Source organism: Citrobacter sp. Cb031, from assembly GCF_030336725.1.
Lineage (GTDB): Bacteria > Pseudomonadota > Gammaproteobacteria > Enterobacterales > Enterobacteriaceae > Citrobacter > Citrobacter braakii.
Genome location: NZ_JAOWDA010000026.1, coordinates 225562 through 248400 on the forward strand (window position 1 = coordinate 225562; position 22839 = coordinate 248400).

Annotated in this window: 19 protein-coding genes, 1 other RNA gene and 1 pseudogene; 16 read left to right on the top strand and 5 right to left on the bottom strand. The window is 52.7% G+C overall.

Features of this window, described 5'->3' with window-relative positions; translation table 11 throughout:
- The first annotated feature begins 246 nt into the window (after positions 1–246).
- The 7 genes from clpP to fadM all read left to right on the top strand — a co-directional run bounded on the left by clpP (position 247) and on the right by fadM (position 8458).
- The gene (gene clpP / locus OGV93_RS12365; protein ID WP_003021624.1) at positions 247–870 is read left to right on the top strand and encodes an ATP-dependent Clp endopeptidase proteolytic subunit ClpP; all 624 of its coding nucleotides are present in this window, start codon (positions 247–249) and stop codon (positions 868–870) included.
- 126 nt (positions 871–996) lie between these two features.
- A complete protein-coding gene (gene clpX / locus OGV93_RS12370) occupies positions 997–2271 on the top strand; it encodes an ATP-dependent protease ATP-binding subunit ClpX (protein WP_003831013.1) in 1275 nt (424 codons plus the stop codon).
- A gap of 184 nt (positions 2272–2455) precedes the next feature.
- The gene (lon, locus tag OGV93_RS12375) at positions 2456–4810 is read left to right on the top strand and encodes an endopeptidase La (RefSeq protein WP_016152052.1); all 2355 of its coding nucleotides are present in this window, start codon (positions 2456–2458) and stop codon (positions 4808–4810) included.
- A 190-nt stretch (positions 4811–5000) separates the two neighbouring features.
- The gene (hupB, locus tag OGV93_RS12380) at positions 5001–5291 is read left to right on the top strand and encodes a nucleoid-associated protein HU-beta (protein ID WP_219352570.1); all 291 of its coding nucleotides are present in this window, start codon (positions 5001–5003) and stop codon (positions 5289–5291) included.
- 267 nt (positions 5292–5558) lie between these two features.
- Positions 5559–7433 (top strand): peptidylprolyl isomerase, encoded by a 1875-nt coding sequence (ppiD, locus tag OGV93_RS12385; RefSeq protein ID WP_200083769.1) that lies wholly within the window; start codon positions 5559–5561, stop codon positions 7431–7433.
- Between the two features lie 146 nt (positions 7434–7579).
- A complete protein-coding gene (locus tag OGV93_RS12390; RefSeq protein WP_080858954.1) occupies positions 7580–7954 on the top strand; it encodes a helix-hairpin-helix domain-containing protein in 375 nt (124 codons plus the stop codon).
- A 105-nt stretch (positions 7955–8059) separates the two neighbouring features.
- Positions 8060–8458, top strand: a complete 399-nt coding sequence (fadM, locus tag OGV93_RS12395; RefSeq protein WP_016152055.1) for a long-chain acyl-CoA thioesterase FadM — start codon at positions 8060–8062, stop codon at positions 8456–8458.
- Positions 8459–8565: 107 nt separating this feature from the next.
- On the opposite strand, the gene queC is transcribed toward fadM, so the two are convergent.
- Positions 8566–9261: a 7-cyano-7-deazaguanine synthase QueC gene (gene queC, locus OGV93_RS12400; RefSeq protein WP_003021638.1), complete on the bottom strand. Its 696-nt coding sequence runs from the start codon at positions 9259–9261 to the stop codon at positions 8566–8568.
- A gap of 64 nt (positions 9262–9325) precedes the next feature.
- The gene (locus OGV93_RS12405) at positions 9326–11026 is read right to left on the bottom strand and encodes an SgrR family transcriptional regulator (protein ID WP_200083768.1); all 1701 of its coding nucleotides are present in this window, start codon (positions 11024–11026) and stop codon (positions 9326–9328) included.
- Between the two features lie 217 nt (positions 11027–11243).
- Here OGV93_RS12405 and cof point away from each other — a divergent pair, with 217 nt between their 5' ends.
- Entirely contained in the window at positions 11244–12062 is an 819-nt protein-coding gene (gene cof, locus OGV93_RS12410) for an HMP-PP phosphatase (RefSeq protein WP_109018129.1), read from the top strand.
- Between the two features lie 49 nt (positions 12063–12111).
- On the opposite strand, the gene OGV93_RS12415 is transcribed toward cof, so the two are convergent.
- Positions 12112–13167: a PLP-dependent cysteine synthase family protein gene (locus tag OGV93_RS12415; protein ID WP_200083767.1), complete on the bottom strand. Its 1056-nt coding sequence runs from the start codon at positions 13165–13167 to the stop codon at positions 12112–12114.
- A 116-nt stretch (positions 13168–13283) separates the two neighbouring features.
- Between OGV93_RS12415 and decR the strand changes: the two genes are divergently transcribed.
- The 5 genes from decR to amtB all read left to right on the top strand — a co-directional run bounded on the left by decR (position 13284) and on the right by amtB (position 19243).
- Positions 13284–13742 (top strand): DNA-binding transcriptional regulator DecR, encoded by a 459-nt coding sequence (gene decR, locus OGV93_RS12420; protein WP_016152059.1) that lies wholly within the window; start codon positions 13284–13286, stop codon positions 13740–13742.
- Between the two features lie 44 nt (positions 13743–13786).
- Positions 13787–15559, top strand: coding sequence for a SmdA family multidrug ABC transporter permease/ATP-binding protein (locus tag OGV93_RS12425; RefSeq protein ID WP_080858958.1), 1773 nt, complete (start codon positions 13787–13789; stop codon positions 15557–15559).
- On the top strand, positions 15552–17330 hold the full coding sequence (locus tag OGV93_RS12430; protein ID WP_200083766.1) for a SmdB family multidrug efflux ABC transporter permease/ATP-binding protein: 1779 nt from the start codon (positions 15552–15554) through the stop codon (positions 17328–17330). Before OGV93_RS12425 ends, OGV93_RS12430 begins: the two co-directional genes overlap by 8 nt.
- A gap of 256 nt (positions 17331–17586) precedes the next feature.
- Positions 17587–17925 carry a P-II family nitrogen regulator gene (gene glnK / locus OGV93_RS12435; protein WP_003021657.1) on the top strand — a complete coding sequence of 113 codons (339 nt, stop codon included), beginning with the start codon at positions 17587–17589 and terminating at the stop codon, positions 17923–17925.
- A gap of 31 nt (positions 17926–17956) precedes the next feature.
- A complete protein-coding gene (gene amtB, locus OGV93_RS12440) occupies positions 17957–19243 on the top strand; it encodes an ammonium transporter AmtB (RefSeq protein ID WP_008783954.1) in 1287 nt (428 codons plus the stop codon).
- A 49-nt stretch (positions 19244–19292) separates the two neighbouring features.
- Here the strand turns inward: amtB and tesB are convergent, their stop codons facing one another.
- Entirely contained in the window at positions 19293–20153 is an 861-nt protein-coding gene (gene tesB / locus OGV93_RS12445) for an acyl-CoA thioesterase II (RefSeq protein ID WP_016152062.1), read from the bottom strand.
- A 212-nt stretch (positions 20154–20365) separates the two neighbouring features.
- On the opposite strand from tesB, the gene OGV93_RS12450 reads away from it, so the two are divergent.
- Entirely contained in the window at positions 20366–20935 is a 570-nt protein-coding gene (locus OGV93_RS12450; protein WP_101700618.1) for a YbaY family lipoprotein, read from the top strand.
- Between the two features lie 31 nt (positions 20936–20966).
- On the opposite strand, the pseudogene OGV93_RS12455 reads toward OGV93_RS12450, so the two are convergent.
- A pseudogene (locus tag OGV93_RS12455) lies at positions 20967–21356 on the bottom strand (MGMT family protein).
- Positions 21357–21440: 84 nt separating this feature from the next.
- Between OGV93_RS12455 and ffs the strand changes: the two are divergent.
- An RNA gene (ffs, locus tag OGV93_RS12460) (signal recognition particle sRNA small type) lies at positions 21441–21537 on the top strand.
- A 109-nt stretch (positions 21538–21646) separates the two neighbouring features.
- Complete coding sequence (locus tag OGV93_RS12465) at positions 21647–22720, top strand: site-specific integrase (RefSeq protein WP_287109605.1); 1074 nt, start codon at positions 21647–21649, stop codon at positions 22718–22720.
- The last annotated feature ends 119 nt before the right edge of the window (positions 22721–22839 follow it).

Below are 22839 nucleotides of genomic sequence, written 5' to 3' on the forward strand. Positions count from 1 at the left end.
TCGTCGCTTATTTAGCACGAATTTCGTACGCAAGCCCGTCACCTTTTGGTGGCGGGTTTTTTTTTGTCACGGATTTTGCATGGGAAGAGTGCGAAAACAGCGTTTCAGTGTTAGCGTTACAACAAAAGATTGTTATGCTTGAATTATGGCGATGTCGTACCCATTACTGAGGGACTAGCTGATAATCCGTCCATAAGGTTACAATCAGCACAGCAGGTTTTTTCAAATTTTATCCAGGAGACGGAAATGTCATACAGCGGCGAACGAGATAACTTTGCACCCCATATGGCGCTGGTGCCGATGGTCATTGAACAGACCTCACGTGGTGAGCGCTCTTTTGATATCTATTCTCGTCTACTTAAGGAACGCGTCATTTTTCTGACCGGCCAGGTCGAAGACCATATGGCTAACCTGATCGTGGCGCAGATGCTGTTCCTGGAAGCAGAAAACCCAGAAAAAGATATCTACCTGTACATCAACTCCCCTGGTGGAGTGATCACTGCCGGGATGTCTATCTATGACACCATGCAGTTTATTAAGCCGGACGTCAGCACCATTTGTATGGGCCAGGCGGCCTCAATGGGCGCGTTCCTGCTGACTGCCGGGGCGAAAGGTAAACGTTTTTGCCTGCCTAACTCTCGCGTCATGATCCACCAGCCTCTGGGCGGTTACCAGGGCCAGGCAACGGATATTGAAATTCATGCCCGTGAAATCCTGAAGGTAAAAGGGCGCATGAACGAACTTATGGCGCATCATACGGGTCAATCTCTTGAGCAGATTGAACGTGATACCGAGCGCGATCGCTTCCTCTCCGCTTCTGAAGCGGTAGAGTACGGTCTGGTCGACTCGATTTTGACCCATCGTAATTAATGCCCAGCGCGCAGGTGTACCGCTATAATTACCTGGAGCGGCACAACGCTGACTAGCGTCTTGCGCCTGAGAATGGCATTTGCGTCGTCGTGTGCGGCACAAAGAACAAAGAAGAGGTTTTGACCCATGACAGATAAACGCAAAGATGGCTCGGGCAAATTGTTGTACTGCTCTTTTTGCGGCAAAAGCCAGCATGAAGTGCGTAAGCTGATTGCCGGACCATCCGTGTATATCTGCGACGAATGTGTTGATTTATGTAACGACATCATTCGCGAAGAGATTAAGGAAGTAGCACCGCACCGTGAACGCAGTGCGCTGCCGACGCCGCATGAAATTCGCAACCACCTGGACGATTACGTTATCGGTCAGGAGCAGGCGAAGAAAGTGCTGGCGGTCGCGGTATACAACCATTACAAACGTCTGCGCAACGGCGACACCAGCAATGGCGTCGAGTTGGGCAAAAGTAACATCCTGCTGATTGGCCCGACGGGTTCCGGTAAAACGCTGCTGGCTGAAACGCTGGCACGCCTGCTTGACGTTCCGTTCACTATGGCCGATGCCACCACGCTGACCGAAGCCGGTTATGTGGGTGAAGATGTTGAAAATATTATTCAGAAACTGCTGCAGAAGTGCGATTACGACGTGCAGAAAGCACAGCGCGGGATCGTCTATATCGATGAAATCGACAAGATTTCTCGTAAGTCTGACAACCCGTCCATTACCCGTGACGTTTCCGGCGAAGGCGTACAGCAGGCGCTGTTGAAACTGATCGAAGGTACGGTTGCTGCCGTTCCACCGCAGGGGGGGCGTAAACATCCTCAGCAGGAATTCCTGCAGGTTGATACCTCCAAGATCCTGTTTATCTGCGGCGGTGCCTTTGCCGGTCTGGATAAAGTCATTGCTAACCGTGTTGAAACGGGCTCCGGCATTGGTTTTGGCGCAACGGTAAAAGCGCAGTCTGATAAAGCCAGCGAAGGTGAACTGCTGTCGCAGGTGGAGCCGGAAGATCTGATCAAATTTGGTCTGATCCCTGAGTTCATCGGGCGTCTGCCGGTTGTAGCGACGCTGAGCGAACTGAGCGAAGAAGCGCTGATCCAGATCCTGAAAGAGCCGAAAAACGCCCTGACCAAGCAGTACCAGGCGCTGTTCAATCTTGAAGGTGTCGATCTGGAATTCCGTGAGGAAGCGCTGGATGCGATCGCCAAGAAAGCGATGGCACGTAAAACCGGTGCTCGTGGTCTGCGTTCTATCGTCGAAGCCGCGCTGCTTGACACCATGTACGATCTGCCTTCTATGGAAGACGTCGAAAAAGTGGTGATCGATGAGTCGGTGATTGGCGGCCAGAGCAAGCCATTGCTGATTTACGGTAAGCCGGAAGCGCAGCAGGCATCTGGCGAATAATTCATCAATTCATACAGACATTTAATTAATAAGGGGGGATTTTATCTCCCCTTTTATTTTTCCGTAAACATGGCGTTGAATGTGTGGGAAACATCCCCATATACTGACATACATGTTAAAGGTGGTGTGGAGCACAGTCGTACCACCTGATTACCTGGCGGAAACTAAACTAAGAGAGAGCTCTATGAATCCTGAGCGTTCTGAACGCATTGAAATCCCCGTATTGCCGTTGCGCGATGTGGTGGTTTATCCGCACATGGTCATACCCTTATTTGTAGGGCGGGAAAAATCTATCCGTTGTCTGGAAGCGGCTATGGACCATGATAAAAAAATCATGCTGGTTGCCCAGAAAGAAGCGTCAACGGATGAGCCGGGTGTAAACGATCTTTTCACCGTCGGGACCGTGGCCTCTATTTTGCAGATGCTGAAACTGCCTGACGGCACCGTAAAAGTGCTGGTCGAGGGGTTACAGCGCGCGCGTATTTCAGCGCTGTCTGACAACGGTGAGCACTTCTCTGCGAAAGCGGAGTACCTCGACTCGCCTGCTATTGATGAGCGCGAACAGGAAGTGCTGGTGCGTACCGCTATCAGCCAGTTCGAAGGCTATATCAAGCTGAACAAGAAAATCCCGCCCGAAGTGCTGACGTCGCTGAACAGCATTGACGATCCTGCACGTCTGGCGGACACCATCGCTGCGCACATGCCGCTGAAGCTTGCTGACAAGCAGTCCGTACTGGAGATGTCCGACGTTAACGAACGTCTGGAATATCTGATGGCGATGATGGAATCTGAAATCGATCTGCTGCAGGTTGAGAAACGCATTCGCAACCGCGTGAAAAAGCAGATGGAAAAATCCCAGCGTGAGTACTATCTGAACGAGCAGATGAAAGCCATTCAGAAAGAGCTCGGCGAGATGGACGATGCGCCGGACGAAAACGAAGCGTTGAAGCGTAAAATCGACGCGGCGAAAATGCCGAAAGAGGCAAAAGAGAAAGCGGAAGCAGAACTGCAGAAGCTGAAAATGATGTCTCCGATGTCAGCGGAAGCGACCGTAGTCCGTGGCTACATCGACTGGATGGTTCAGGTGCCGTGGAATGCGCGTAGCAAGGTCAAAAAAGATCTGCGTCAGGCTCAGGAAATCCTCGATACTGACCATTACGGTCTGGAACGCGTCAAAGACCGTATTCTTGAGTATCTCGCGGTTCAAAGCCGTGTGAATAAAATCAAGGGGCCGATCCTGTGTCTGGTTGGGCCGCCGGGGGTAGGTAAAACTTCTCTGGGACAGTCCATCGCTAAAGCAACCGGACGTAAATACATCCGTATGGCGCTGGGCGGCGTGCGTGATGAAGCTGAAATTCGCGGTCACCGCCGGACCTATATTGGTTCGATGCCGGGTAAACTGATCCAGAAAATGGCTAAAGTGGGCGTTAAAAACCCGCTGTTCCTGCTTGATGAGATCGACAAAATGTCTTCCGACATGCGTGGCGATCCGGCTTCCGCACTGCTTGAGGTGCTGGATCCAGAGCAGAACGTGGCGTTCAGCGATCATTACCTGGAAGTGGACTACGATCTCAGCGACGTGATGTTCGTTGCGACCTCTAACTCTATGAATATTCCCGCACCGTTGCTGGATCGTATGGAAGTGATCCGTCTGTCCGGGTATACCGAAGACGAGAAGCTGAACATTGCTAAACGTCATCTGTTGCCGAAACAGATTGAGCGTAACGCGCTGAAAAAAGGCGAGCTGACGGTCGACGATAGCGCCATTGTGGGCATTATTCGTTATTACACCCGTGAAGCTGGCGTGCGTAGTCTGGAGCGTGAAATTTCCAAACTGTGCCGTAAAGCGGTGAAACAGCTGCTGCTCGACAAGTCGCTGAAACATATTGAGATCAATGGCGACAACCTGCACGACTACCTGGGCGTACAGCGCTTTGACTATGGCCGCGCGGACAACGAAAACCGCGTAGGTCAGGTAACCGGTCTGGCATGGACGGAAGTGGGCGGCGATCTGCTGACCATCGAAACCGCTTGCGTACCGGGTAAAGGTAAGCTGACCTACACCGGTTCTCTGGGTGAAGTCATGCAGGAATCCATTCAGGCTGCGCTGACCGTGGTGCGCGCGCGCGCGGAAAAACTGGGCATTAATCCGGACTTTTACGAAAAACGCGACATCCACGTTCACGTACCTGAAGGGGCGACGCCGAAAGACGGTCCAAGTGCGGGTATTGCCATGTGTACCGCGCTGGTTTCTTGTCTGACCGGTAACCCGGTTCGCGCCGACGTAGCGATGACCGGCGAGATCACCCTGCGTGGCCAGGTTCTGCCTATCGGTGGTTTGAAAGAAAAACTGCTGGCAGCACACCGTGGTGGTATTAAAACAGTCTTAATTCCAGACGAAAACAAACGCGACCTGGAAGAGATTCCGGACAACGTAATTGCCGATCTGGACATCCATCCGGTGAAACGCATTGAGGAGGTTCTGACGCTCGCGTTGCAAAATGAGCCCTCCGGAATGCAGGTTGTGACCGCAAAATAGTGACCTCGCGCAAAGAGCACTAATAAAAACAGGGCTGGCAGGCCATTTCGGACTTGCCAGCCTTTTTTTGTATAGCTAATTTAGATGACGGATTGGGCTTGCCATCATTAACGGGTGTTGTAAGGGCATGGCAGGCCTGATATAACTGCTGCGCGTTCGCACTTTGAAGGATTCAGGTGCGATATAAATTATAAAGAGGAAGAGAAGAGTGAATAAATCTCAACTGATCGACAAAATTGCTGCAGGGGCTGATATCTCTAAAGCTGCGGCTGGACGTGCGTTAGATGCAATTATTGCTTCTGTTACTGAATCTCTGAAAGAAGGTGATGACGTAGCGCTGGTAGGTTTTGGTACTTTTGCCGTTAAAGAGCGTGCTGCCCGTACTGGTCGCAACCCGCAAACGGGTAAAGAGATCACCATCGCCGCGGCTAAAGTACCGGGCTTCCGTGCAGGTAAAGCACTGAAAGACGCGGTAAACTAAGTGATTTCCCCTTTGGGGATGTGACGAAGTACAAGGGCGCATCGACTGATGTGCCTTTTTTATTTGTAATTCCGGTACTTTCTACGCGTTGTGGGCTGACAATTGCCCCTGTTTCTTGTCACAATAGGCCTTTGTACGCAGCGTTCAGGAAACGCTATGCTGCGTGAAGCATATATACTCAAAATCCTTGCCGCCGCTGTTGTGACAACGCGCAGGCGGCTTGAGAGATAACGCGTATAGTCATCTACAGCGGAGTGTGGTTACACCATGATGGACAGCTTACGCACGGCTGCTAACAGTCTCGTGCTCAAGATTATTTTCGGTATCATTATCGTGTCGTTCATTTTGACCGGCGTGAGTGGTTACCTGATTGGCGGGGGCAATAACTTCGCCGCCAAAGTGAATGGCCAGGAGATTAGCCGCGGGCAGTTCGAGAATGCGTTCAACAGCGAACGTAACCGCATGCAGCAACAGCTGGGCGATCAATACTCCGAGCTGGCTGCGAACGAAGGCTACATGAAAACGCTGCGTCAGCAGGTGCTGAATCGTCTTATTGACGAAGCGCTGCTGGATCAGTACTCCCGCGAGCTTAATCTCAACATCAGCGACGATCAGGTTAAACAGGCTATTTTCGCCACGCCTGCGTTCCAGGTGGACGGTAAATTTGATAACAATCGCTACAACGCGATTGTTAATCAGATGGGAATGACCGCAGACCAGTACGCTCAGGCATTACGTAATCAGCTTACTACCCAGCAACTGATTAACGGTGTTGCCGGTACGGACTTCATGCTGAAAGGCGAAACGGACGAGCTGGCGGCGCTGGTCGCACAGCAGCGTATCGTTCGCGAGGCGACAATTGACGTTAACGCACTGGCCGCGAAGCAGTCTGTTACCGAGCAAGAAGTTGCCAGCTACTACGAGCAGAATAAAAACAACTTTATGACGCCGGAACAGTTCCGCGTGAGCTACATCAAGCTGGATGCTGCTGCTATGCAGGAGACGGCCAGCGATGCTGATATTCAGGCTTATTATGACCAGCATCAGGATCAGTTCACTCAGCCGCAGCGTAACCGCTACAGCATCATTCAGACCAAAACGGAAGATGAAGCCAAAGCGGTACTGGACGAGCTGAACAAAGGCGGTGATTTCGCTGCGCTGGCAAAAGAAAAATCTGCTGACATCATCTCTGCCCGTAAAGGCGGTGATATGGGATGGCTGGAAGATTCCACCACCCCGGATGAGCTGAAGAATGCCGGTCTGAAAGAGAAAGGCCAACTGTCAGGTGTGATTAAGTCTTCCGTTGGTTTCCTCGTTGCGCGTCTTGACGACGTGCAGCCTGCGCAGGTTAAACCGCTGAGCGAAGCGCGTGACGACATTGCGGCGAAAGTGAAGCAGGAAAAAGCGCTGGATGCCTACTATGCGCTGCAGCAGAAAGTGAGCGATGCCGCCAGCAACGATAACGAATCCCTGGCGGGCGCAGAGCAGGCAGCGGGTATGAAAGCGGTTGAAACGGGCTGGTTTAGCCGTGACAGCCTGCCGGAAGAGCTGAACTTCAAACCGGTCGCTGACATCATTTTCAATGGTGGTTTGGTCGGTGAGAACGGTACGCCTGGCAGTAACTCTGACATCATCACCGTGGATGGCGATCGCGCGTTTGTATTGCGAATTGCAGAGCACAAAGCTGAAGCCGTTAAACCACTGGCTGAAGTGAAAGATCAGGTAATTGCGCTTGTTAAGCACAATAAAGCAGAGCAGCAGGCGAAGCTTGATGCTGATAAACTGCTGGCGGATCTGAAAGCTGGTAAAGGCGATGAAGCCATGAAAGCGGCGGGTCTGAGCTTTGGCGAGGCGAAAACGCTGAGCCGTACGGGTCAGGATCCGCTGAGTCAGGCGGCCTTTGGCCTGAGCCTGCCGGCGAAAGATAAACCGAGCTACGGCGTGGCGAACGACATGCAGGGTAACGTTGTACTGCTGGCGCTGGACGAGGTGAAAGCCGGTTCTATGCCTGAAGAGCAGAAGAAAGCGATGGTTCAGGGGATTACCCAGAACAATGCGCAGATTGTCTTTGAAGCGCTGATGAGCAACCTGCGTAAAGCCGCAAAAATTAAAGTCGGTGACGCGCTGGAACAGCAGCAATAACCGAGGCTACTCGCAAAAAATTGCAAAAAGTTGTATCAACCAAAGGCCGCTTTCGCGGCCTTTTCCATTTCTGATATTTGCCGTTTGTCTGCCGTTCTGCACCTCGCTATCGTGATTCCACTGTTAACAAACAAGGAGAAAACAGTATGAAACATGGAATCAAAGCCCTGCTTATTACCCTTTCATTGACCTGCACCGGTATGGCTCAAAGCGCACTGGCTGCAGAGCCAGTCGCCAAAAGCCAGGCGACTCAAGCCAAAGCGGATGCTACGGGAGTAGCACAAAGCAAAGCCACGCAACCGGCTAAAGCGAGCGATGATGAAGGCACCAGGGTAAGCATCAACAGCGCTTCTGCGGAGGATTTAGCGCGAGTCATGAATGGCGTAGGTCTGAAGAAAGCGCAGGCGATTGTCAGCTATCGTGAGGAGTACGGGCCGTTTAAAACGGTGGAGGACTTAAAGCAGGTGCCGGGCATGGGGAGTTCGCTGGTAGAGCGCAATCTGGCAGTTTTAACACTTTAATAACTTGCAGAGTGCTGAAAGTTTGCCAGACTGTAGAGGTCATACCAGTTATGACCTCTTACCCTGAAGTGTGTTCCTATAAAAACAACGTAAGGCTCCTGCGCTATGCAAACACAAATCAAAGTTCGTGGTTTTCATCTTGATGTCTATCAGCACGTTAACAATGCTCGCTATCTTGAGTTTCTGGAAGAAGCCCGCTGGGATGGCCTGGAAAACAGCGACAGCTTTCAGTGGATGACCGCACACAACATCGCTTTTGTGGTCGTGAATATTAACATTAACTACCGCCGCCCTGCGGTGCTGAGCGACCTGCTGACCATTACCAGTCAGGTGCAACAGTTAAATGGCAAAAGCGGTGTGTTGAACCAGACTATCACCCTGGAGCCGGAAGGACAGGTGGTGGCAGACGCGTTGATTACCTTCGTCTGTATTGATTTGAAAACGCAAAAGGCGCTACCGCTGGAAGGGGAGTTGCGCGAAAAACTGGAGCAGATGGTGAAGTGATGGAAGGAAGCCTGACGGCGCTTCGCTTATCAGGCTTACGGGCGATATTGACCACGGTGAATGTCGAAAGCCGGATAAGGTGCGTGCACCGCCATCCGGCAAAACGATCACTTTAGTCCTGTTTTCTGCTTCATTGCCGCCATCACTGCTGGTTTATCTGCCAGATAATGGTTCAGGCCGTTGGCGCGCAGATTACAGGCCGCGCAGTGACCGCAACCGTCACCTTTGATGCCGTTATAGCAGGTCAGCGTTTCTTCGCGTACCAGGTCCAGCTTGCCCCAGTAATCGGCCAGTGCCCAGGTTTCGGCTTTATCGATCCACATCAGCGGGGTTTCAAAGCGGATATCTTTCGCCATTCCCAGGCTTACGGCATGGTTCAGGGCTTTGACGAACTCATCGCGGCAGTCCGGATATCCAGAGAAATCCGTTTCACAAACGCCGGTAATGACCGCCTCCGCCTGCACCTGATACGCGTAAATCGCCGCCAACGTTAAAAACAGAATATTGCGTCCTGGCACAAAGGTATTGGGAATGCCGTTCGCATCCGGTTCGTAATCGGGTACCGGAATGTTATCGCGGGTCAGGCTACTGACGGCCAGTTCGCTGAGCAGCGTTACATCAAGTACCTTGTGCGCACGCGCGCCAAGTTTTAAGGCCAGGTCACGTGCGACATCAATCTCAGCGCGATGGCGCTGACCATAATCAAAGGTCACGCAGTGCACTTCATCATACTGATGCAGCGCTTGCGCCAGACAGGTTGTGGAGTCCTGACCCCCACTGAATACAACAACGGCACGTTTCATGGTTTTTCCTGACAAATAACGAAACCCTTATGGTAGCGCCTGGGCGTGTCGCCGACCAGCTTCTTCACGCCGACGGGGGCGGTAGCCAGGCTTCGGTAAATTCAAACCAGCCGCGAGGGTTCAGGCGTACGCCGTTCACGCCCGGCGGAGCGCTAATACGATAGTGATAATTGAACAGCGGTGTCAGGGTCGCGTCATGCATCAGCGAGGCGAAAACGTGTTGTAAAGCCGCATGACGATCATCCTCATCGGCCTGGATTTGCAGGGCATCCAGGGTGGTTTGCAGATGAGTATATGCCGGCGAGCTCAATACATGTGACCAGAGTTGATCGCAGCGCAGCCACTGTTCGAGGGTATATTCAGGTGCTTCGCCAATCAGCCTGTCGCCCATCATCAGGTCGGCCTGGGCTAAAGGATGGTCGCCATCCCAGTTTTTAGCATTATGAAAAATAAGCGTTAATTCACAGCCGAGTCGCGCCAGCGCCTGGCGAAGCTGTTCAGCCATGGCGTGCAATTCTACCGGCAGGTGATAGGCCAGCGTAAGTTTTTCCGGTAGCGGCACGTCGTCCAGTTCATCCCATTGGGGGATCGTCCATCCCGGCAGCAGCGCATTGCTTGGCGTGATCAGGTTTTCATCCACGTCAAGCGTTTGTAGCAGGGAAGAGCGGTGGATAATATTGACCAGGCGACGGGCCTGCTGCGTATTCAGCCGCGCGCTTTTTCTGAGCGTGAGATAGCAGAAACCAAGGCTGATCCCGCTGCTTACCTGGCTTAGCATGGGAAGCTCTTCGGGTTTACCAATTGCAATTTGAACCGGATGGCGACAGCTGGTGCCCAAATCCTGGGAGAAAAGCTGCGGGGTTATCCAGTATTCAATGGCTTTTAGTAGCGGATGACTCAGGTGGTAGTGATCGTGACCCTCGATGCGCACCAGGTCTGGGGTAAACAGCGTCAACCGAAACGGACCGGTACCAACAAACGGGAGTTCGGGATGTGCCAGGTGACTGCTGTAGCTTGCCAGACGATGCGCCAGCCAGAAGTCGGGGCGATGCAAAATAAAGGTTAGGCACTGGGGATGCGTCACCTCAATGCGCTTTACGCTGATAAACAGCTTATTTAACGCGGGTAGCTCTAACAGCTTCAGCAACTGTTGATGTAGCTGTGTGCTGCTGACCGCATCGCCGTTATGCCAGTACAGGGTGGAACGAATATAGAAATCCCAGCGCTGGCCGTCGGCGGAGATATTCCAGTGGTGGGCTAAATCTCCGCAGGGGCGTTGCGTAATACTGTCGAACCGGGTCAGGCCCGAGAATATTTGTCCGGCGAGGTGTTGTTCTGCGCGACCAGGGAGAAATCCAGGGTGCAAAGGGTCGAGCTGGCGGTAATAGGGGATGCGCAGGGTTGGCGTGTCGTTTTGCCACTGCCCGCCCATAAACGGCTGGAGCAGCGTTCTTAATTCTCCCGGCGCCAACTGAGCCAGCTCCAGTACGCTAAGTTGCTCCCCCTTTTGCAGCGCTTGTTCCATCATAATGCTGCGTAGCGAATCTGGCGTCACCAAAAAGCGCAGCTGCCCGCGTTTCCCACGCCCCGACTGGGCGTGCCACTCCAGCCAGCCAGCATCCTGCGCTTGCTTCAGCAGGGTACGCACGTGGCGCTCGCTGCAAAAACAGCGTTCTGCCAGCTCCCCGACGGTCACCGACTGCGGTTCTCCCGCCGACGGCTGCCACAGGCGTTGGTACTGATTCAGGCGATTCAACAATCTCATATACACGTCATCCTTCAAGCTGCCTCTTTGTTGGCGGCGTTAATTCACCCCAGTCACTGCATGCTCCTGGACGTTCATTCACTTGCCGCCTGGATGCAACTTGAATGATTTTGTGTAATAAACCCGGAACAATTCATTTTATCTATTCACTATTACTTCCGTATATCTCAGGTGATACTGAATCACAAGTTAACCGCGTCACAGTGTGGAGAAAGAAATGGCTCGTCTGGCTGCATTTGATATGGATGGCACCCTTTTGATGCCGAATCACCATTTAGGTGACGAAACGCTTTCAACGCTGGCGCGCCTGCGTGAACGCGATATCACACTGACATTTGCTACCGGCCGCCATGTGCTGGAGATGCGCCATATTTTGGGGTCTATCTCACTGGACGCCTTTTTGATTACGGGTAACGGCACGCGCATTCACTCTGTTGAGGGCGATGTATTGCACCGTCAGGATCTGGATCCGACTGTGGCGGATATCGTGTTACATCAGAAGTGGGATACTACAGCCAGCATGCATGTCTTTAATGACAACGGTTGGTTCACCGGACAAGAGATCCCATCGCTGCTACAGGCGCATGTGTATAGCGGATTTCGCTACCAGATCGTCGATGTGAAACGTATCCCGGCTCATCAGGTAACGAAAGTCTGTTTCTGTGGGGATCATGACTCCCTGATCCAATTACGCATTCAACTGAATGAGGCGCTGGGTGAGCAGGCAAATCTCTGTTTTTCCGCGGTTGATTGCCTTGAGGTGCTGCCGGTGGGCTGTAACAAAGGATCGGCGCTGGCGGTACTAAGCGACCACTTAGGTTATTCAATGGCCGAATGTATGGCATTTGGCGATGCCATGAACGATCGCGAAATGTTAGGCAGCGTTGGGCGCGGCCTGATTATGGGCAACGCGATGCCACAACTGATTGCTGAACTGCCGCATTTGTCGGTGATTGGGCATTGCCGCAATCAGGCGGTGTCACACTTTTTGACGCATTGGCTGGACAATCCGCATCTACCTTATTCCCCCGAATGAGAGATCCCTTCCAGCAAGCCAGACTTCGCGTCTGGCTTTTTTTATCCCATTAATGGGTGTTCAGAAGCCGGGTGAGTTCCGCTTTCCACGGCGTTAAATCACCGATGTGCGTGTCGATCCACTGCGGGTTGTAGTAGGTTTCAAGATAGCGTTCGCCGCTGTCGCACAGCAGCGTGACCAGTGAACCGCTTTCTCCTGCATCGCGCATACGGGCGGCAAGTTGCAGCGTTCCCCACATGTTGGTGCCAGTTGAAGCGCCGACTTTGCGGCCCAACTGCGTTTCCAGCCAGTGTGCGGTGGCCACGCTTGCGGCATCCGGTACGCGCAGCATTTCATCGACTACGTCAGGAATGAAGGAGGGTTCGACACGTGGGCGGCCGATGCCTTCGATTTTGCTTCCTACCGGGCTGCGTAACGTTGCATCGCGATCCTGCCAGAAGGGCAGAAAGACTGAGTTTTCCGGATCCACCACCATCAGGCGGGTGTTGTAGCCCTGACAGCGAATATAGCGGCCAATGGTTGCAGAGGTGCCGCCGGTTCCGGCGCTCATCACAATATGGCGGGGGACGGGGTTGGGCTCGCACTGCATCTGACGGAAGATGCTGTCAGCAATATTGTTATTGCCACGCCAGTCGGTAGCGCGCTCAGCATAAGTGAACTGGTCCATGTAATGACCGTTCAGCTCACGCGCCAGCTGTTCAGAGGCCGCATAGATTTCACAGGCGCTTTCCACGAAATGACAGCGACCGCCGTAAAACTCAATCTGTTCAATTTTACGCTTCGCCGTACAGGAAGGCATGACGGCAATAAACGGCAGCCCTAACAATCGGGCGAAATAAGCTTCGGAGACCGCCGTTGAACCGGACGATGATTCAATGATGGTGGTGCCTTCTTTAATCCAGCCATTGCACAATCCGTACAGAAACAGTGAACGCGCCAGACGATGCTTCAGGCTCCCGGTGGGATGCGTGCTCTCATCTTTTAAATAGATCTGAATGCCCGGGAACGCCGGTAGCGACAGACGAATGAGATGCGTATCCGCAGAACGCTGATAATCCGCGTTGATTTCATTGATGGCGTTTTTAACCCAGGAGCTATTCATCATTAATAGATATCCATTTGTCATTTTGTGCCAAGAATAGCGAAAAGCACGGAAAAAATTGTTGCCATTTAGCCTTTAAAATAGAATGTAAGGAGAAAATTCTTCTCTGTGGAGTGGATATGTTAGACAAAATTGACCGTAAGCTGCTTAGCTTACTGCAACAGGACTGCACCCTTTCTTTGCAGGCGTTAGCAGATGCCGTTAATCTGACTACCACCCCCTGCTGGAAACGCCTCAAACGGCTTGAGGATGACGGTATCCTGCTGGGTAGAGTCGCCCTGTTAGATCCAGAAAAACTGGGACTGGGGCTGACCGCGTTTGTGCTGATTAAGACTCAGCATCACAGCAGTGAATGGTATTGCCGCTTTGTCACCGAAGTCACCGGTATGCCGGAGGTTCTGGGGTTCTGGCGTATGGCTGGGGAATATGATTACCTGATGCGAGTGCAGGTCGCCGATATGAAAAGCTACGATGAATTTTATAAGCGCCTGGTGAACAGCGTACCGGGCCTGTCTGACGTCACCTCCAGCTTTGCGATGGAACAGATTAAATACACAACTGCTCTCCCTATTGAATAACTCTCCCGGCGCTTATTGCCGGAAATCTTGTCAGGACATAACGCGTGCGATTATTTGCTCAATTAAGCTGGTACTTCCGCCGGGAGTGGCGTCGCTACCTTGGGGCGGTGGCCCTGCTTATCATCATCGCTATCCTTCAGCTTATTCCGCCGAAAGTGGTCGGGATCATTGTGGATGGCGTGACGACTCAACGCTTCACCACCGAGTGGCTGCTGATGTGGGTGGGAACAATTGCCCTGATTGCAGTGGTGGTTTATTTGCTGCGCTATGTCTGGCGCGTGCTGCTGTTTGGCGCATCCTACCAACTGGCGGTTGAGCTGCGGGAAGATTATTACCGTCAGTTGAGTCGCCAGCATCCAGAATTTTATCTGCGTCACCGCACGGGCGATCTGATGGCGCGTGCGACCAACGATGTCGATCGGGTCGTATTTGCCGCCGGAGAAGGCGTGCTGACGCTGGTAGATTCGCTGGTAATGGGATGTGCGGTGCTGATCGTGATGTCAACGCAGATAAGCTGGCAGTTGACGTTAATTGCGCTGCTGCCGATGCCGGTGATGGCGTTGATGATCAAACGTTACGGCGATCGACTGCATAACCGCTTTAAGCTGGCGCAGGCGGCGTTTTCCAGTCTCAACGACCGTACTCAGGAAAGCCTGACCAGTATTCGCATGATCAAGGCCTTCGGTCTGGAGGATCGGCAATCGGCATTATTTGCCGCCGATGCCGAAGATACCGGTAAGAAAAACCTGCGCGTGGCGCGCATTGACGCCCGCTTTGATCCCACGATTTATATCGCCATTGGCATGGCTAACCTACTGGCGATTGCTGGCGGAAGCTGGATGGTGGTGCACGGCTCGCTGACGCTCGGCCAGCTCACCAGCTTTATGATGTATCTCGGTTTGATGATTTGGCCGATGCTGGCGCTGGCATGGATGTTTAACATCGTCGAACGTGGCAGCGCGGCCTACAGCCGTATTCGCGCCATGCTGTCTGAAGCGCCGGTGGTGGATGACGGCACTGAACCGGTACCGGAAGGGCGTGGGGAGCTGGCGGTGGCGATTCGCGAATTTTGCTACCCGCAAACGACACACCCGGCGCTGGAAAATGTGAACTTCCAGCTTAAACCTGGGCAGATGCTGGGCATTTGTGGGCCTACCGGCGCGGGGAAAAGTACGGTGCTGTCGCTGATTCAGCGTCATTTTGATATCACCCACGGCGATGTGCGCTTTCATGATATCCCCTTAACGCGATTACAACTGGATAGCTGGCGCAGCCGGCTGGCCGTTGTCAGCCAGACGCCATTCCTGTTTTCGGATACCGTTGGCAATAACATCGCGTTAGGACGCCCTCAGGCCACGCAGGAAGAGATCGAGTATGTGGCACGCCTTGCCAGCGTTCATGAGGATATTTTACGTCTTCCGCAGGGCTACGACACCGAAGTGGGCGAACGTGGGGTGATGCTGTCTGGTGGGCAAAAACAGCGTATTTCTATCGCTCGAGCGCTACTCCTGAACGCTGAAATCCTGATTCTGGATGATGCGCTGTCGGCGGTAGATGGTCGTACCGAGCATCAGATCCTGCATAACCTGCGCCAGTGGGGCGAAGGCAGAACCGTCATTATTAGCGCCCACCGTTTATCAGCCCTGACGGAAGCCAGCGAGATTATCGTGATGCAGCATGGGCATATTGCCCAGCGCGGTGAGCATGATGCGTTAGTGCAGCAGCCTGGCTGGTATCGTGATATGTACCGCTATCAGCAACTGGAAGCGGCGCTGACTGATGCACCAGAGATAAACGAGGAGGCGGCTAATGCGTAGTTTTGGGCAATTATGGCCGACCCTGAAAAGATTGCTGGCGTATGGCTCTCCATGGCGAAAACAGCTGGCTATTGCGGTAGTCATGCTGTGGGTGGCGGCTGCGGCGGAAGTCAGCGGTCCGCTGCTGATTAGCTATTTTATCGATAACATGGTGGCGAAGAATAATCTGCCGCTGGCGATGGTCGCCGGGCTGGTTGCGGCATATATCGGTCTGCAACTGCTGGCGGCTGGCCTGCATTACGCGCAGTCATTGCTGTTTAACCAGGCGGCAGTTGGCGTAGTACAACAGTTGCGCACCGACGTAATGGACGCTGCGCTGCGCCAGCCGCTCAGCGCCTTTGATACTCAACCCGTCGGGCAGCTAATCTCCCGCGTGACCAACGACACCGAAGTTATTCGCGACCTGTACGTGACGGTGGTAGCAACGGTCCTGCGCAGCGCGGCATTAATTGGCGCCATGCTGGTAGCGATGTTCAGCCTTGAGTGGCGTATGGCGCTAGTGGCGATGGCCATTTTCCCGGCCGTGCTGGTGGTGATGGTGATTTATCAACGCTACAGCACCCCGATTGTGCGCCGGGTTCGCGCTTATCTGGCGGATATTAACGATGGCTTTAACGAAGTCATCAACGGCATGAGTGTTATCCAGCAGTTCCGCCAGCAGGCGCGATTTGGCGAGAGAATGGGCGAAGCAAGCCGCTCGCACTATATGGCGCGTATGCAAACCCTGCGACTGGATGGTTTTTTGTTGCGCCCGCTGCTTAGCCTTTTCTCGGCGCTGATCCTCTGCGGATTGCTGATGCTGTTCAGTTTTACCTCTGGCAGCTCGATCGAGGTTGGCGTGCTATACGCGTTTATCAGCTACCTCGGCCGTTTGAACGAACCGCTGATCGAGTTGACCACTCAGCAATCAATGCTGCAGCAGGCGGTTGTCGCCGGTGAGCGAGTGTTCGAACTGATGGATGGGCCACGTCAGCGCTATGGTGAAGATGAGCGACCGCTAAAGAGCGGGGACATTGAGGTGGATAACGTTTCATTTGCCTATCGCGACGACAATCTGGTGCTGCAAAATATCAGTATGTCCGTGCCTTCGCGCAGCTTTGTGGCTTTGGTCGGACACACCGGCAGTGGTAAAAGCACGCTCGCCAGTCTGTTGATGGGTTACTACCCGCTGACGCAGGGGGAAATCCGCCTTGATGGACGGTCGCTGTCTTCACTGAGCCACGGTGCGTTACGTCAGGGCATCGCCATGGTGCAGCAGGATCCGGTGGTGATGGCAGATACCTTCCTGGCGAACGTCACGCTGGGCCGCGATATCTCAGAAGAGCGGGTATGGCAGGCGCTGGAGACCGTGCAACTGGCAGAACTGGCGCGAGGTCTGAGCGAGGGGATTCATACCCGGCTGGGCGAGCAGGGCAATAATCTCTCCGTTGGTCAAAAACAGCTGCTGGCGTTGGCGCGGGTGTTGGTTGAAACGCCACAGGTGTTGATCCTCGACGAAGCCACGGCCAGTATTGACTCCGGTACTGAACAGGCCATTCAGCAAGCTCTGGCGGCGGTACGTGAACACACCACGCTGGTGGTGATTGCGCATCGGTTATCGACGATTGTCGATGCGGACACCATTCTGGTGCTGCATCGCGGTCAGGCGGTTGAGCGTGGTACGCACCAGCAATTACTCGCGGCGCAAGGCCGTTACTGGCAGATGTATCAGTTGCAGCTGGCGGGTGAAGAGTTAGCCGCCAGTACGCAAGACGATTCTGTTATCGCCTGATGGCGCGGCGCTTATCCGGTCTGGGGCCAGCGCGGTCTCGTAGGCCGGATAAGGCGTTTACGCCGCCATCTGGCAATCAACAATCTGGTGCAAAAATGTAACGCACTATGCACCGTTATAGTGCGTTTTTTCTTTTTCTCTCCCGGAAGTACCCTGAGAACCTGAATCATCCCGCCTTTTTCATTTCTGGCACATCCCTTGCAATATTCCTCTCGTGTATCTGCAGCCACTACTGAATTCTGACTGGAGGGGATCTATGAAGCTGGTTACTGTGGTAATCAAACCGTTCAAACTGGAAGACGTCCGTGAAGCATTGTCGTCTATTGGTATTCAGGGGCTGACCGTCACCGAAGTGAAGGGGTTTGGCCGACAGAAAGGTCATGCTGAGCTGTACCGTGGGGCTGAATATAGCGTCAATTTTCTGCCGAAGGTGAAGATTGATGTGGCGATTGCCGACGACCAACTGGATGGCGTGATTGATGTCATCAGTAAGGCGGCATACACCGGAAAAATTGGCGACGGCAAAATCTTCGTCGCCGAGCTGCAACGTGTGATTCGTATTCGTACCGGCGAAGCCGACGAAGCCGCACTGTAACGTCTGGCACACAGTGATAGGAAACCAAAAAATGAAGATAGCAACGATGAAAACAGGTATTGCTTCACTGGCGCTGCTGCCGGGACTGGCGATGGCGGCACCGGCGGTTGCGGATAAAGCGGATAACGCTTTTATGATGATCTGTACCGCGCTGGTGCTGTTTATGACCATCCCTGGCATTGCGCTGTTCTACGGCGGTTTGATTCGCGGTAAGAACGTGCTGTCGATGCTGACTCAGGTTACGGTGACATTTGCTCTGGTTTGTATTTTATGGGTGGTTTATGGCTACTCACTGGCCTTTGGCGAAGGAAATAATTTCTTCGGCAACTTCAACTGGGTATTGCTGAAGAATATTGCGCTGACGGCGGTAACGGGGAGCTTCTACCAGTACATTCACGTTGCTTTTCAGGGCTCGTTCGCCTGCATCACCGTTGGGCTAATCGTCGGTGCGCTGGCTGAACGTATTCGCTTCTCCGCGGTGCTGATTTTTGTGGTGGTATGGTTAACGCTGTCGTACATCCCCATTGCGCATATGGTCTGGGGCGGCGGCTTGCTGGCTTCCCACGGCGCGCTGGATTTTGCCGGCGGAACGGTTGTGCACATCAACGCGGCGATTGCCGGTCTGGTAGGCGCGTATCTGATTGGCAAACGTGTCGGTTTTGGCAAAGAAGCTTTTAAACCGCATAACCTGCCGATGGTTTTCACCGGTACCGCTATTCTCTACATTGGTTGGTTTGGCTTTAACGCTGGTTCAGCGGGTACGGCAAATGAAATCGCCGCACTGGCCTTCGTCAATACCGTGGTCGCCACCGCTGCAGCCATCCTCGGATGGATCTTCGGTGAATGGGCGCTGCGTGGTAAACCGTCTTTGCTGGGCGCCTGCTCTGGTGCCATTGCGGGTCTGGTGGGCGTAACACCTGCATGTGGCTATATCGGTGTCGGCGGCGCGCTGATTATCGGTGTCGTTGCGGGTCTGGCAGGCCTGTGGGGCGTGACCATGCTGAAGCGTTTTCTGCGTGTGGACGATCCGTGTGACGTGTTTGGCGTTCACGGTGTGTGCGGTATTGTCGGCTGTATCCTGACCGGAGTTTTCGCTGCCAGCTCTTTGGGAGGCGTGGGCTTTGCCGAGGGCGTGACCATGGGGCATCAGCTGCTGGTGCAACTGGAAAGCGTGGCGATCACCATCGTCTGGTCTGGCGTGGTGGCTTTCATTGGCTATAAGCTGGCGGATATGACGGTTGGTTTGCGCGTACCGGAAGAGCAGGAGCGCGAAGGTCTGGATGTAAACAGTCACGGCGAGAACGCTTACAACGCCTGATTCTCAATTTGCCGGATGGCAACGCTTTTGCGCCACCATCCGGTAATTCTCAATTGCGATTACGCATTACCCCTTCCTGTACGGTAGAAGCGACCAGCACGCCATCCTGGGTATAAAACTCTCCGCGTACAAAGCCCCGGGCACCGGATGCCGAAGTACTCTCGACGTTATACAGCAGCCATTCATTGATATTAAACGGACGGTGGAACCACATGGAATGGTCAATGGTGGCGATCTGAATCCCTTTTTCCAGGAAGCCAATCCCGTACGGTTGCAGCGCAACAGGCAGGAAGTTCAGGTCTGAGGCATAACCCAGCAGATACTGATGGACGCGCAGATCGTCCTGCAGCACGCCGTTAGCGCGAATCCACACCTGGCGCGTCGGAGGTGCGACGTGACCTTTGAGGGGGTTATGAAACTCGACAGGGCGTACTTCCAACGGACGATCGTTGATAAATTTTTCTTTCAACAGCGGCGGCAGCAAATGCGCCACTGAGCGGGCAATTTCCGTTTCTGATTTCAGCTCATCGGGACCCGGCGCATCCGGCATGGTTTTCTGATGTTCAAATCCGTCTTCCGGTGCCTGAAAAGAGGCAGTCATGTAAAAAATGGGTTTACCATTCTGGATCGCGGCAACGCGGCGCGCGCTGAAGCTGTTACCATCACGCAGGACTTCCACATCATAGATGATGGGCTTTTGGCTATCGCCGGGGCGTAAAAAGTAGCTGTGAAAAGAGTGTACCAGACGCTCTTCCGGTACGGTTTCTTTTGCGGCATATAGCGCCTGACCGACAACCTGTCCCCCAAAAACCTGACGTAACCCTAAGTCTTCACTTTGGCCCCGAAAGAGTCCTTCTTCAATTTTTTCCAGATTTAACAATGTCAGCAAATTTTTCAGTGCCAGACTCATACGTGCTCTCCAGGTGATATCGATGTCGCAGCGAGGTAGGCAGAGTATAACTCAATTTTAAAAGTGGTCCGATGGGTGCAATTGTCTGAATTACTGGCCTATTACAGGCAAAAATAGCTGTCTTGTGCCACACTTATTCACGTTATGTTTTTGTTAACCACTCTTCTGGCGAGGAAAGTTCTCGCTGGTGCATAGATGATAAGGAGAATTTAATGAAACTCGTGCACATGGTAAGTGGTTTAGCGGTTGCAGTCGCTCTGGCGGCCTGTGCCGATAAAAGCGCTGATATTCAGACACCTGCGCCAAGCCCTAATACGTCAATTTCTGACACACAGTCTAAAATTCAGCAGCCAAATGTCTCCGGGACAGTATGGATCCGTCAGAAAGTGGCCTTGCCACCCGATGCGGTGCTAACCGTTACGCTGTCAGATGCTTCACTGGCCGATGCGCCGTCAAAAGTGCTGTCGCAAAAAGCGGTTCGTACTGAAGGTAAACAAGCGCCATTCAGCTTTGTATTACCGTTCAACCCGGCAGATATTCAACCTAACGCCCGTATTCTGTTGAGTGCGGCTATTACGGTAAATGATAAACTGGTCTTTATTACTGATACCGTTCAGACGGTCATCAATCAGGGTGGGACTAAAGCCGACCTGACGCTGGTCCCGGTACAGCAAACAGCAGTACCGGTTCAGGTGAGCGGTGGGGCTACTACCACGGTTCCGTCTACTTCACCAACCCAGGTGAATCCATCATCTGCGGTTCCGGCTCCCACGCAGTACTAAGGTCGTTGTAACCCTCTCCGCCTGGAGAGGGTTAGTACACCCAGCGATAGCGCTGTAAATCGATCTGTCCGTTTCCTGAAACCACTATTCCTTCTGCCAGCAACGCCTGACGTTGTCGTTGCAGGTCGGGACCCGTCAGCGAAATGGCCCCGTGGCGATTGACCACCCGATGCCAGGGCAGGGTACTACCTTCGGGGAGACGCTTAAGCACGCCGCCTACCTGACGCGCAGCGCGCGGCGATCCCGCAAGCCGGGCAACATCGCCATACGTGGTGACGAAACCTTCGGGGATTGAAGCGACGATTTGCCAGACGCGTTGGGGGAAAGTGTCTTGTATATCCATCATTTATTCCTGCGCTAATCCTCCAGCATAATGCCGAATGGCGAAGGAGTGAAGCCGCATTGCACAAGAAAACAGCATCCGATGCTGGATGGGTTGCAATTACAGGGTGCAGCAGTGATAATGCGCCTGCGCGTTGGTTAACAACGCTCTCAATGGGGGCTCTGTTGGTTCTCCCGCAACACTACTCTGTTTACCAGGTCAGGTCCGGAAGGAAGCAGCCAAGGCAGATGACGTGTGTGCCGGGATGTAGCTGGCAGGGCCCCCACCCATTTCTGGATAAGTACTTGATAGCTTTACGCTAAAGTACTGAAATCTCTTCCCCATAGCCTAAGTGGTACAAAAACTGTGTATCACCAGTAGGCTGCACTATGTCTCTTATGCTCTCCCGTCATGGGATCTGGTACTACCGGAAAGTTAACGTCTTACCCTGTGGTAAACGCCGTGAGTTTCGTCGTTCGTTAGGTACTCGTTCAAAGACTGAAGCGACAAAGCGATCTTTACGCTTCGCCGATCGCCCCTGGCTGATTACTGAAACTTCCACAACTACAATCGATTTTATCCAATCCCCCCACTCAGACTTGTCGTCGCTTAGCGAGCTAAAACGACATGCGGAGCAGTACGTTGAGTTTAAAAGCCGTGAAGTTTGTGAAAGGGAAGTTTCTTCTATCAAACGCTGTATTGATAAGTACTTTAGCTCCACTGATCAGGTGCTTAAGCGTAGCAGGGCTGCTGAATTCATTAGCGGACTGGATGTCGCGATTCCTACAAAGAACAAATATGTTAAGAAAATCAGTGGGTTTTTCCGATGGCTGAAACACCGTACGGACTATGATTTTCAGAATCCCTTTGAGGGATTGCTCCAAAAGGATCGTGAGCCAGTATCCCTAAAGCGAGAGGCATATACATCTACTCAGGTTAAACGCCTAGAGAGTGGAATCAGTACTTTACCTGACTGGAAGAGATGGATTATTTTGCTTGGACGATTTACAGGGATGAGAGCTAATGAAATTTGTCAACTATATCATGGTGATATATTAAAATATGAAGGAAGGTGGTGCGTCAGGATTGATGATCGTCATGATGGACAGGTGGTCAAAACGGAGAACAGTAAACGTACAATACCAATTCATAACAAATTGATAGATATTGGATTTTTGGACTATGTACAGAAACAGAAGGGTAGATTATTTCCGCAGTTAACCTTCTATAAAGGGTCATACAGCCACTATTTCACCCGCTGGTTTAGCGGTTATCGCAAAAAATTAGGGGTTCCAGAGTTTCATTCACTGAGACATTACATTGCCACTAAGTTAAAAAATGCTGGTGTAGTGGAACATTATGCTGCTGCATTCTTAGGTCATGCAGATAACTCAATCACATACAGAAGATATGGTAAATCAGTTAGTGTGTCGCAACTATATGATCTATTGGAGCATATTTGATTTCGTTCTAAGCAGTCTCTTCGTTGAGAGCCTGCTTAGTGACGGGAGAGCATAAGAGACATAGTGCAGCCTACTGGTGATACACAGTTTTTGTACCACTTAGGCTATGGGGAAGAGAT